This is a genomic window from Emticicia aquatilis, from assembly GCF_014644295.1.
GTDB classification, from domain to species: domain Bacteria; phylum Bacteroidota; class Bacteroidia; order Cytophagales; family Spirosomataceae; genus Emticicia; species Emticicia aquatilis.
The window spans coordinates 629,102-641,902 of sequence record NZ_BMKK01000003.1 but is presented as its reverse complement, the minus strand read 5'-3'; the positions used below and the strand labels follow the sequence as shown (position 1 = coordinate 641,902).

The 12,801-nt window shown below is 38.5% G+C and carries 9 protein-coding genes; 8 read left to right on the top strand and 1 reads right to left on the bottom strand.

All coding sequences use genetic code 11. The features are described from left to right. The first annotated feature begins 24 nt into the window (after positions 1-24). The 4 genes from thiL to hisB all read left to right on the top strand — a co-directional run bounded on the left by thiL (position 25) and on the right by hisB (position 4,926). Positions 25-1,047, top strand: a complete 1,023-nt coding sequence (gene thiL / locus IEX65_RS09950) for a thiamine-phosphate kinase (protein ID WP_188765896.1) — start codon at positions 25-27, stop codon at positions 1,045-1,047. A 202-nt stretch (positions 1,048-1,249) separates the two neighbouring features. After that, positions 1,250-1,771, top strand: coding sequence for a gluconate 2-dehydrogenase subunit 3 family protein (locus IEX65_RS09945; protein WP_188765895.1), 522 nt, complete (start codon positions 1,250-1,252; stop codon positions 1,769-1,771). A 55-nt stretch (positions 1,772-1,826) separates the two neighbouring features. Then, positions 1,827-3,542 (top strand): GMC oxidoreductase, encoded by a 1,716-nt coding sequence (locus IEX65_RS09940; RefSeq protein ID WP_188765894.1) that lies wholly within the window; start codon positions 1,827-1,829, stop codon positions 3,540-3,542. 247 nt (positions 3,543-3,789) lie between these two features. Beyond that, entirely contained in the window at positions 3,790-4,926 is a 1,137-nt protein-coding gene (gene hisB / locus IEX65_RS09935; protein ID WP_188765893.1) for a bifunctional histidinol-phosphatase/imidazoleglycerol-phosphate dehydratase HisB, read from the top strand. 76 nt (positions 4,927-5,002) lie between these two features. Here hisB and ruvC read toward each other — a convergent pair whose 3' ends face one another. After that, positions 5,003-5,563, bottom strand: a complete 561-nt coding sequence (gene ruvC, locus IEX65_RS09930; RefSeq protein WP_188765892.1) for a crossover junction endodeoxyribonuclease RuvC — start codon at positions 5,561-5,563, stop codon at positions 5,003-5,005. Between the two features lie 2 nt (positions 5,564-5,565). Between ruvC and IEX65_RS09925 the strand changes: the two genes are divergently transcribed. The 4 genes from IEX65_RS09925 (at position 5,566) to IEX65_RS09910 (ending at position 12,793) form a co-directional block, all read left to right on the top strand. Then, positions 5,566-6,561: a lysylphosphatidylglycerol synthase domain-containing protein gene (locus IEX65_RS09925; RefSeq protein WP_188765891.1), complete on the top strand. Its 996-nt coding sequence runs from the start codon at positions 5,566-5,568 to the stop codon at positions 6,559-6,561. A 1-nt stretch (position 6,562) separates the two neighbouring features. Then, positions 6,563-7,798 (top strand): glycosyltransferase, encoded by a 1,236-nt coding sequence (locus tag IEX65_RS09920; RefSeq protein WP_188765890.1) that lies wholly within the window; start codon positions 6,563-6,565, stop codon positions 7,796-7,798. A gap of 41 nt (positions 7,799-7,839) precedes the next feature. Then, positions 7,840-9,054, top strand: a complete 1,215-nt coding sequence (locus IEX65_RS09915) for a dipeptidase (RefSeq protein WP_188765889.1) — start codon at positions 7,840-7,842, stop codon at positions 9,052-9,054. A 514-nt stretch (positions 9,055-9,568) separates the two neighbouring features. Beyond that, the gene (locus IEX65_RS09910; RefSeq protein WP_188765888.1) at positions 9,569-12,793 is read left to right on the top strand and encodes a SusC/RagA family TonB-linked outer membrane protein; all 3,225 of its coding nucleotides are present in this window, start codon (positions 9,569-9,571) and stop codon (positions 12,791-12,793) included. The last annotated feature ends 8 nt before the right edge of the window (positions 12,794-12,801 follow it).

Genomic DNA, 12,801 nt, shown 5'->3' with positions numbered 1-12,801 from the left:
TAAAATCTTCATCAATTTTGCACCATGGAAAGAACAGAACTTAATACACTTGGCGAATTTGGCTTAATCGACCGAATAAAATCAAAATTTACGAACCAAAACGCCGAAACAATCAAAGGCATCGGCGATGATGCTGCCGTTATTGACGTTGGTGATAAATATATGTTGGTCACGACCGATATTCTTTTTGAAGGCATTCACTTCGACCTTTCTTATACGCCATTGCGTCATTTGGGGTATAAAGCTGTGGCAGTAAACGTATCTGATATTGCAGCCATGAATGGCATTGCTAAGCAAATTACGGTAACGATTGGTTTAAGCAATCGTATTTCGGTCGAAGCCATTGACGAGCTTTACGAAGGAATAAAATTTGCTTGCGAAAGCTATAATGTTGATTTAATCGGTGGCGATACCAGTGCTTCGGCATCGGGCTTTGTGGTGTCAATTACGGCCACTGGCTTTGTCGATAAAGATAAAATTGTGTATCGAAACGGAGCAAAACCAAACGATATTTTGTGCGTTACGGGCGATTTAGGAGCAGCCTATTTCGGGCTACAAGTTTTGGAACGTGAAAAGCAAGTTTATTTGGCCAACCCAAGTATGCAGCCCGAACTCACCGAAAAAGAATACTTAGTGGGTAAAATTCTAAAACCAGAAGCCCGCACCGATATTATTCACGAACTCAATGAGCTGGGCGTTGTGCCTTCATCAATGATTGATATTTCTGATGGCTTAGCTTCTGACTTATTGCATATTTGTACGCAGTCGGGTGTGGGTGCGATGGTTTTTGAAGATAAACTGCCAATTGAAGATATTACGATGCTCACAGCCACCGAATTTAATGTAAGCCCAATAACAGCAGCATTGAACGGCGGCGAAGATTATCAACTCCTTTTTACGGTAAAACAATCTGATTTTGATAAAATCCAAAAGGTAAGTGATGTATTGCCGATTGGCTATATGACACAAGATACAGCCGTACAATTGGCACTCAATAGTGGAGGAACTGCCGCCATCAAAGCACAAGGTTGGAATCATCTCCGATAAAACATTCTGGCGACACGTCTGACTAAATAAATTACATCAAAAACCTCTCGAATAAGTAATAATTTTCGGGAGGTTTTATTTTATCTTTTCAGCACACAATCAACCAAACTTTGTCAGAATTTATTTTGCTACGAAATCAAGATACTTTTTCTCGCAGAAAATTGTTTTATTTGTATCCGTTTAAAATTCAATCCTAATTAAAATGCAAAGACGTTCGGCAATAAAAAATATTGCCCTAACGATTGGCGGTACAATAGTGCTACCTTCGTGGGCAAACGCATGGAACAAAGAAGCCATCTCAAGCACTTCTTTAAAGATTTCGGCATCGCAAGAAAACCTACTGGCAGAAATCGTCGAAACGATTATTCCTAAAACAGATACTCTCGGAGCAAAAGACCTCAACGTACATCAATTTACCATCAAAATGGTGGCTGATTGCTACGATAAAAAATCGCAAGAAACTTTCTCGAAAGGTTTTGGCTTAGTAGATGCTGCCGCAAAAAGAGACTTCGCAAAAACCTTCATTGAATGTGATGGCAAGCAAAAACTCGAAATTTTGAATAAAATGTCGAATTCGGAAAATGCGGATGAAAAAGGTTTCGTGCGTTTAGTAAAAAACCTCACGATTCAAGGCTATCTCAACTCAGAATACGTAATGACTAATCTACGAATTTTTGAATTTGCCCCAGCTCGTTATCACGGCTGTGTACCTGTAAAGAAATAATATTCAAAGGAAGACTTCGCTTTGAGCGAAGTCTTCCTTAAAATCAACGATAAAAATGTCAAACATAAATATAGATTCAATAAAAGCACAAACCTTCGATGCCATCGTTATTGGCTCGGGAATTAGTGGAGGTTGGGCAGCTAAAGAGCTGACTGGCAAAGGTTTACGCACACTCGTATTGGAGCGTGGACGTGAAGTAAAACACGTAACCGATTACCCAACGACCATGAAACAGCCGTGGGAGTTTGAACATCGTGGACAACTAACCAAAGAATTGCGTGATGCCAACCCAATTATCAGCAAATGCTACGCTTTTTATGAAGGAACAGAACAGTTTTTCGTGAAAGATGCTGAGCACCCCTACGTCCAAGAAAAACCATTCGACTGGATTCGTGGCTACCAAACGGGCGGGAAATCATTGATGTGGGCCAGACAAACGCAACGCTGGTCAGAATTCGACTTTGAAGGCCCAGCCCGTGACGGCTTTGCTGTTGATTGGCCAATTCGCTACGCAGACATTGCTCCGTGGTATAGTTATGTAGAAAAATTTGCGGGAATTTCGGGTAATAAAGATGGTCTTCCAAACTTACCTGATGGTGAGTTTCTGCCACCTCACGAAATGAACTGCGTCGAAAAGCATTTTAGCCAAGCAGTGGCCAAAAATTATAAAGACCGCCATATTATTATGGGGCGTGCAGCTCACCTTACACAACCCAAACAAATACACTTCGACCAAGGACGTGGTACTTGCCAACACCGCACCATTTGTGAGCGTGGCTGTCCGTATGGCGGATATTTTAGCAGTAATTCTTCTACCCTACCATGGGCGGCTCGTACTGGAAAAATGACACTTCGCCCTCATTCGGTTGTTCATTCTATTATTTATGATGAAAAGAAAGGAAAAGCTTCGGGCGTAAGAGTAATTGATGCTAACACCAAAGAAATGATTGAGTATTATGCAAAAATTATTTTCGTCAATGCGGCGGCTTTAAATTCAAATCTGATTCTATTAAACTCAACATCGAGCCGTTTCCCGAATGGCTTAGGTAATGATAGCGGTGTACTCGGAAAATACGTAGCTTTCCATAATTACCGAGCAACGGTCAATGCCGAGTACGAAGGATATTTAGATAGCATGACCGACGGTCGCCGTCCGAATTCGCCTTATATTCCACGCTTCCGCAATGTATTTAAGCAAGAAACTGACTTTTTGCGTGGCTATGCCGCAGGTTTTGGTGCTGACCGATACACAAAAGATAACAGAAATGGTTTGGGAGAAGACTTGAAAAACGGTATTCTGAAACCATATTTAAATAATGTTTGGAATGTAGGCTCGCACATGATGGGCGAAACGATTCCGAAAGAAAGTAACTACGTGGCGTTGGATAAAAACCAAGTTGACCCGTGGGGAATTCCGCAGTTAAAAATCTCGGTCGATTATGACGATAACGACGTAAAAATGACCAAAGATTATTTCGACCAACTAAGCGAAATGTTTACGAAAGCTGGTTTTAAAAATATCAGAACCAACGACTCGAACCGCACACCAGGTTTGGATATTCACGAAATGGGCGGCGTAAGAATGGGTAAAGACCCTAAAACTTCTTTGTTGAATAAATGGAATGCTTTGCACGCTTGCAAGAACGTTTTCGTAACCGACGGAGCATCAATGACCTCAACTTCAACCCAAAATCCATCGTTGACGTATATGGCACTCACCGCTCGTGCGGCTGATTATGCAGTAAAAGAAATGAAAAAAGGGAATCTTTAACAGGATTCGCTAAATTCTATAAAAATCCGTCCTTTCGAAATGAGTTGACGGATTTTTAAATTTTCATTATTTTCAATTTATTTTGAATATTCTTAATTTTTCATATTTTCTAATTATTTCAAAATAATAGTATATCTTATTTTTACAATCTAATTAGTATTTTCAATAAAATATACTTATTAGTCATTTTTTGGCATTTGAGTTAAATCATGCCTAATTTTGAACTTTTATAAGATAATCTAAGATAATGCAAAAACTCCTTTTTATAGACCGTGACGGTACGATTATAGATGAGCCAAAAACTGATTTTCAGATAGACTCACTCGAAAAATTAGAATTTCTTCCGAAAGCACTTTCTAATCTTCGCAAGATTGCCGAAGAAACTGACTATAAACTCATTATGGTTACTAATCAAGATGGACTCGGAACAGATTCTTTCCCCGAAGAAACTTTTTGGCCTGCCCATAACAAGATGTTGAAAACGCTCGAAAATGAAAATGTTTATTTCTCGGCCATTCATATCGACCGTAGTTTTCCGCACGAAAACCTGCCAACTCGTAAGCCTGGAACTGCTTTATTGACTGAGTATTTTGATACCGAAAAGTATGACTTGGCAAACTCTTATGTACTTGGCGATAGAGCAACTGATGTTCAATTAGCAGTAAATTTAGGAGCAAAAGCAATTTTTATTACTGATGGATTAACTAATAATTTGATTGAAGGCTTTACTCCTGAACAAAAAGAAGCAACCAAATTAGTAACGAATGACTGGGACGAAATTTATGAGTTTTTGAAACTTCCCGCACGCACTGCATTTATTGAGCGAAACACTAAGGAAACTAAAATAAAAATTGAGCTAAATCTTGATGGCACTGGAAAATCGGAGATTCATACGGGTCTTGGTTTTTATGACCACATGCTCGACCAAGTAGCCAAACACTCGGGTGCAGATTTAAAGATTTTTGTAGAAGGCGATTTACACATCGACGAACACCACACCATTGAAGATACTGCTTTAGCACTTGGAGAAGCATATTTAAAGGCTTTGGGCGATAAAAAAGGCACCAATCGCTACGGTTTCTTATTGCCAATGGATGAGGCTCTGGCTCAAGTAGCTATTGACTTTTCGGGCAGACCCTGGTTGGTTTGGGATGCAGATTTCAAGCGTGAGAAAATCGGCGAAATGCCAACCGAAATGTTCTATCATTTCTTCAAATCGTTTTCGGATACTTCAAAATGTAATCTAAATATCAAATGTGAAGGGCAAAATGAACACCACAAAATCGAAGCAATTTTTAAGGCATTTGCTAAATCTATCAAGATGGCCGTAAAAAGAAATTTGAATGAAATGAATTCTCTTCCGAGTACGAAGGGGGTGCTATAAAAAATGTATTTTTCCGTTCCCTTCGACTCCGCTCAGGGAACGGAAAATATAAACTTCGTTTAGAGAGCGTAAATCCCTACTTCATCCTATCAGGGTTTTCACTCACAAAAGCAGACCATCCTTTTTTCTTTGAGCCGTTTCCTGTCAAAGCCTTCGTTTTTCCGTGCATATAATGACAAACTGCTACGCCCAAAGCATCGGTTGCATCTAAGTATTGTGATTCTAATTTAGTTTTTAACAAATGCTCCAACATATATGCTACTTGCTCTTTGGTAGCATTTCCGTTTCCTGTAACCGACTGCTTCACTTTTTTGGGTAAATACTCTACAATCGGCACCTCACGTTGCAAAGCCGCCGCAATAGCCACTCCTTGAGCTCGGCCAAGTTTTAACATCGACTGTACATTTACCCCATAAAATGGAGCTTCAATGGCCATTTCATCGGGTAGGTATTCGGTGATTAGCTGCGTGATTCGCTCAAATATTTTCTTTAACTTTATTTCGTGTGAAGTATATTTGTCAAGTTTTATGACACCGTATTGAATAAGCGTTAAAGCACTTCCTTGTACGGAGATAATTCCGTAGCCCATCACACGTGTACCTGGGTCAACCCCTAATATTATTTTATCTTGATTCATAGATGCAAATTAACTCAAAAATCTCATATCTAACTTCAAGCAAAGGCATAAGGTGGATAAAAACTACTTTATTCTTCATTATGCTGTCGTTGATATATCTGCTCGTGATAGATAAGATTGATAGTTTTGAGCAAATTAAGCAGAGCCTAAACATATTATTCCGACCCAAAAGTGTTGTGTTGTTGTGCTGTATCATTTTGCTAACGCCACTCAATTGGGCATTAGAAGCTTTGAAATGGCAAAAATTAGCTTCAAAAGTAGAACAAATAAGTTTTTCGGAAGCATATCGAGGCGTTTTGATTGGTCTTACGTTTTCGACGGCCACCCCGATGATGATTGGAGATTATGCAGGTAAAATCTTGATGCTCAAAAGCAATAAGCGTCTGCAAAGTATTGGGGCAATTCTACTCGGCAATAGCCTACAAATGTATGTTTCGCTGCTTTTCGGCACATTGGGATATTTGTTTTTTATTATTTATAGTAAACCCTCGCCCTTGATTGTCCATATCATTGCTATAATTATTCTGGCTGGGTGTTTAGTTTTTGGTGTATTTCTTAGTTCTCATCTTTCAGATATTCAGGTGTTTTTATCGAAAAATCGCTTTTTTGAATACCTAAAAAAGTATTTAGGCATTTTAGAAAACTATACAATCGACGAACTACGAAACTTATTTTACATTGCCACTGCTCGCTATTTAGTTTTTAGCTTTCAGTTTCTTTTGATGTTTAAGATTTTTGAAATTAATCTTTCCAATACTGTTTTATTGGCCGGAATAGGCATCATTTTCTTAACCAAAACCATCATTTCAGCTATTAACGCTTTAGGGGACTTAGGCGTACGTGCCTTAACTTCAATCTATTATTTTAGCTATTTCGGGGCCGATATTGCAGCTATTTCATCGGCAACTTTTATGATTTGGTTAGTAAATGTGCTTTTACCCATCATATTCGGCAGTATTTTTATTCTACAACTAAAACTAACTACTAAAAACGCTTAAAATGATTCTTTCGATACTACTATTAATTATTGGCTCTCTGTACTTTCTGATGACCACAGGCTTAGTAATCATCTGGAGTAAAAATCGAAAGGTATCGTTTATCGACAAGAACTTTATGGCTGATACACTCGTTATTTCGGTCATTATTCCAGTCAGAAACGAAGCAAAAAACATACTTTCATTACTACAAGATTTAGAAAAGCAGACACTTGCGAAAGAGAAATTTGAAGTAATTGTAGCTGATGATGACTCGACAGATGATACTGTGACGATTGTCAGAAACTTTCAACAAACAACAAAACTCAATTTGGTCATTAATCAATTGCCGCCCAAAACCAATAATACTTCACCAAAAAAACGAGCGATTGATTCTTCTATCAAACTGGCCAAAGGTAATTTGATTACCACTACCGATGGAGATTGCAGAGTTGGCGAATATTGGCTGGAAACAATTGCCAATTTTCAGGCACAAACTGGAGCATATTTGGTAAGTAGTGCTGTTACGTTCAACTCCGCTGCCTTCAATAACATTGCCTTCGAGCGGAAAGCCGCCCGCTTCGCTCAAGCACCGCTATCGAAACCATATTCTATCATTCGCTCCATTATTCATTCTATCATTAATAACACTCAAATCATTGAGTTTTCGAGTTTGGTGGGTTCGGGGGCTTGTGCGATGCTCGTACAAAAACCTAATATGTGCAATGGTGCCAATCTTACTTACTTAAAATCAGTTTTTCATGAAGTAAAAGGATTTACGGGAAACGAAGATTTGGCATCGGGCGATGATGAATTTTTGATGCACAAAATTGCTGCGAAGTATCCCGATAAAGTACGTTTTCTGAAAAGCCAAGATGCAATCGTCGAAACTGAAGCTCACACCAGCTGGCGGTCGTTCTACAATCAACGAAAACGCTGGGCCAGCAAATGGCGACATTATAATAACTGGCAAACTACGGCTTTAGCAGTTTTTGTTTTCTTAGCAAATCTGCTCGTACCTCTAACTTTTGTCAGTTGGTTTGCTGATTTTATTTCTACCGAAACATTTCTGATGAGTCTTTTCTTAAAATTTTCGGCAGAATTTATTTTTTTGAGCCTCATGGTCAGTTTTTTACGTAAAAAAAACTTAATTTGGTTGATTCCTTTCGTGCAGCTTGTTTATCCGTTGTATGTAGTCTTTTTTGGACTTGTAGCTCAAAAACAAGGCGAATATGTATGGAAAGGTCGAAAACTTAAATAAGAAACAATTGGCAATACACCTTCATCTAAACCTCAAAAACAATGAAACATCTTTACACCTTACTTTTTTGCCTACCATTTTTATGCATTGCACAAGACAAAGCCGAAAAACGTCTATTAAAAAAAGCTGATAAGATTCATGCCAGTGCCTATACGGTCGATACGCACGCCGATGCACCTATCAATATGATGGAAATGGAGGGCTTTGATGTTGGAGCAAAACACAACTACGCCGAAGATGGTACACAGATAGATTTTCCGAGAATGAAAGAAGGTGGCATGGACGCCATGTTTTTTGCAGTATATCTGGGGCAAGGAAAACGAACCCCCGAAGCCAATGCTGAAGCCAAAGAAAAAGCCTTAAAGATTTTTGCTAAAATTCACGAAGCCGTAAAAAATAATGCCGATAAAGTAAGTTTAGTTACGACCGCCAAAGAAGGTTATGCTGCCCACAAGCAAGGAAAACTGGGCGTATTTATAGGAATGGAAAACGGTTGGCCAATTGGCACCGATTTATCAAATCTGAAATTGTATTATGATTTAGGCTTACGCTACATTACGCTTGCTCATTCATTCAATAATGATTTGAGCGATTCGTCAGGCGACCCACAAGGAGCAGAACACGGCGGAATAAGCAAACTCGGAGAAGCATGTATTGCCGAAATGAATCGTTTGGGAATTGTGGTTGATGTATCGCACCTTTCAGACTCGGCTTTTTATGATGTGATGCGTTTGAGCAAAGTTCCAGTTTTTGCTTCACATTCTTCGTGCCGTGCTTTGTGCGATGTAAAGAGAAATATGACCGATGATATGATAAAATTGTTGGCATCGAAAGGCGGAGTTATTCAGATAAACTTCGTGGCCGATTTTTTGAAGAAGCCTTCGGCTGAAGTAGCAGTTTCGATAAGAACAATCAGAATGCAAGTACAAAAAGCCGATGCCACACCCGAAGACAAGAAAAAACTAAATGCCGAACTCCGTCAGATTAAGTATAAGTACCCAAGCGATGTCCCAACCGTGAAAGACGTCGTAAACCACATCGACCATGTAGTTAAACTTGTAGGAATCGACCACGTAGGAATTGGTATGGACATGGATGGCGGTAGCGATGTAATAGGTGTTGAGGATGTAAGTAAGATAAAAAATGTAACAATCGAGTTACTCAGACGTGGCTATTCTGCCAAAGACATCAAAAAGATTTGGGGCGGCAATACCATGCGAGTTTTGGCCGAAGCCGAAAAATTTTCAAAAAAATAATTCTATAACTTATTAAAATTTTCACACTTCCACACAACTTTATTTTCTTCTCAATTTTCAACAGATTTTTGCACAAATCAGCATTATTTTAACATTTCATAATAAAAACTTGTCTATACAATCAATAGAACTGTAAAGTTTTGTATATTTGCATCTATATAAATATTTCTATATTTAATGTAAAAAAATCTTTTTCATAAAGAAAATTAATTTTACAAATAGAAATATTTTGTAGTTTTCTATAAAATATTTAATATTGCATCAGATTGATACAATATCGAAAATTGGCTTTGAGAGGATACCTATTAAATCGAAAAGTCAATCACATCTTCATCAGAAAAATATAAAAATATTGAGAAATATTTGGAACAAGGCAAGACGCTTCTTATAATTGTGCCAAATACACTTAATCGGGTATTTAGTAGTAGCAAAACCTTACTTTAACAAGTAATTTGTATATATAAGGAAAAATCTTAATCAATTTTTTTTCTAATTTTTTAACTTAATCAAAACTATGAAACAAAACTACTTTGTTCCCATCAAGGGGGCTCTGTTTTGCGGGTTACTATGGCTTATGTCCGTAGTTGCATTTGCTCAAAAATCCGTAAGTGGTAAAGTAAGTGATGCAAAAGGAGATGGTGTACCAGGTGCCAGTGTCACTGTAAAAGGTACAACAACGGGTACAATCAGTGATGCAAATGGTGGCTTCAAAATCAACGTGCCAAATGCGGGTGGAACTTTAGTATTTAGCTCAATCGGCTACAAAACTCAAGAAGTAAAATTAACAGGACAAAGCTCAATCAACGTAACAATGGAAGATGATGCTGCAAGTCTTGATGAAGTTGTTGTAACTGGTTACTCAATTGACAAAAGACGTGAGTCAACTGGTGCGATTTCAACTGTAAAATCAAAAGATTTAACAGCTGTGCCATCAGGTAACGTTGAGCAACAATTACAAGGTAGAGTTGCAGGTTTGACAGTTGTAACTAACGGTCAACCAGGTACTGCCAGCCAAATCCGTGTACGTGGTTTTGGTGCATTCGGTGGTAACGAGCCTCTTTACGTTGTTGATGGTATGCCAGTAGGTTCGACTAACTTCTTAAGCCCAGATGATATCGAGTCAACTACTGTATTGAAAGATGCTTCGGCTGCTTCTATCTACGGTGCTCGTGCTGCCAATGGTGTAATCGTATATACTACTAAAAAAGGAACAAAAGGTGCTAAGAAACTTAATGTAACTTATGATGGCATGTATGGTGTTACTGACCCAGGTAATGGCCAAGCAATGATGAATCCAACTGATTTTGCAACTTGGACTTGGAATGCTAAAAGAAACTCAGGTGAGGCTTTTGGACACCCTCAATTTGGTTCAGGTTCAACTCCAGTTATTCCTGATTATTTAAGTGTTGGTGGAACTCCAGGTGTTATCGGAACAGTTGATTTAGCTGCTCAAAAATTAAAATATAACATCGACCCATCGGCAGGTGCTATCTACCAAGTTATCAAAGCTAACAAAGCGGGTACTGACTGGTATGCTGCAATCACTCGCAGAGCTCCAATCCAAAGACACTCTCTTGGATTCAGTGGTGGTGGCGAAAACAGCCGTTTCTATGTTGGTTTTTCTGCTCAAGACCAAAAAGGTATCTTGATTAGTAACCAATTAAAACGTTATGCTTTCCGTATTAATACTGAATTTAACGTATTGAAAAACTTACGTATCGGTGAAAACATCCAGTTAACTTACCTTCAAGTATTAGGACAAACTGGTGGTGCTGGTGGTAACGGTATCGCAGCTGACGAAAACGACATCTTGCAAGCATTCCGTATGCCATCTATCATTCCTATCTATGATGAGTTCGGTGGATACGCTGGTACTGCTGCAAAAGGTTTCAATAACCCACGTAACCCAGTAGCTAACCAACAAGGTTTATTAAACAACCGTAACTTCAATGGTTTAGCTAATGGTAACGTTTATGTTGAATTAGATGTAATCCCAGGTTTAACATTACGCTCTTCAGCAGCGGGTAACTACGGTAATTTCTACAACTGGGGTTATACTCGTTGGCAATATGAAAACTCTGAAAATAACTCAGCATTCGGTTACAATGAAGGTGGTGGTTATTCATTCGGATGGACTTTCACAAATACAGCAAGTTACAAAAAAGCATTTGGCAAACACAATATCGAAGCTTTAGTTGGCCAAGAAGCATTGAATACTGGTGCTGGACGTAACTTAAATGCAAATGGTTTAAATCCATTCTCTACTGACCCTAACTATGTAACAATTACTACTTTGGGAACTAAAAACCCACCATCAAGTAACTTGTTTAAAGGTGTAAACTTTAACTCATATTTTGGTAGAGCTATTTATACATTCAACGATAAATATATTGTAACTGGTGTTATTCGTCGTGATGGTTCTTCAAGATTTGGTGTTAACAGCCGTTATGGTGTGTTCCCTGCGGTATCTGCTGCGTGGCGTGTATCATCAGAATCTTTCATGAAAAACCTTCCTTGGGTTCAAGACTTGAAAGTTCGTGGTGGTTACGGTACAATGGGTAACTCAAACAACGTTGACCCTAACAACCAATATAGCTTATATGCTGCAAGAGTTGATAACTCAGGTTATGACATCAATGGTTCTAACTCAAGCATTGTTGATGGATACTACCGTACTCGTATCGGAAACCCGAACGCTAAATGGGAAACATCTATCACTAAAAACATCGGTATCGATGGTTCATTCTTGAAAGGTAAATTAGACGTTATCGTTGACTTCTGGCAAAAAGATACTAAAGACTTATTGTATCAATTACCAATTACTGCAACTGCTGGTTTCCAAGCTTCTGCTCCTTCAGTAAACATTGGTAAAATGGTAAATAAAGGTATCGACATCCAAGTTATCAACCGTGGAAAAATTACTACTGATTTAGGATACGAAGTAAACGTAACTGGTAGCTTCTTGAAAAACGAAATTACTGCAATTGCTGAAGGTCAAACATACTTGACTAACGTTAACCCTGGTTTCCGTGGTATCAACCCAATCCGTAACCAATTGGGCTATGGCTTATCTTCATTCTATGGATATAAAGTATTAGGCTTGTTCCAATCTAAAGCTGAAGTTGATGCAGCTCCTGCTCAAGATGGTAAAGGTGTTGGCCGTTTCCGTTATGCTGACCTTAACAACGATGGTAAAATTGATGCTAATGACCGTACTTATTTAGGAAGCCCAATCCCTAAATTCACTGGTGGTGTAAACTTCACATTGACTTACAAAGGATTTGACTTATCGGCTTACCTTTATACTTCAATCGGAAACAAAATCTTCAACGTATCTAAATGGTTCACTGATTTCTATCCTTCATTCTCTGGAGCAGCTATCTCTGAGCGTGTGAAAGATTCTTGGACACCACAAAATACAGGAGCAACTATTCCGATTTTTGAAACTGCTTCTAACTTCAGTACAAATACACAAGCTAACTCTTTCTATGTAGAGAATGGTTCGTATTTGAGACTTCAAAATGTTTCTTTAGGATATAACTTACCTAAGAGTATCTTAGATAAATTGAAAGTAAGCAGATTACACTTATATGCTTCTACAAACAATTTGTTTACAGTTACTAAATACCAAGGCTTAGACCCTCAAGTTGGTGGTAATGCTGATACAAACTTTGGTATTGACGTAGGTAACTACCCAATGACAAAAAGCTTTACTGTTGGCCTTAACTTAGGATTCTAATTTAATCC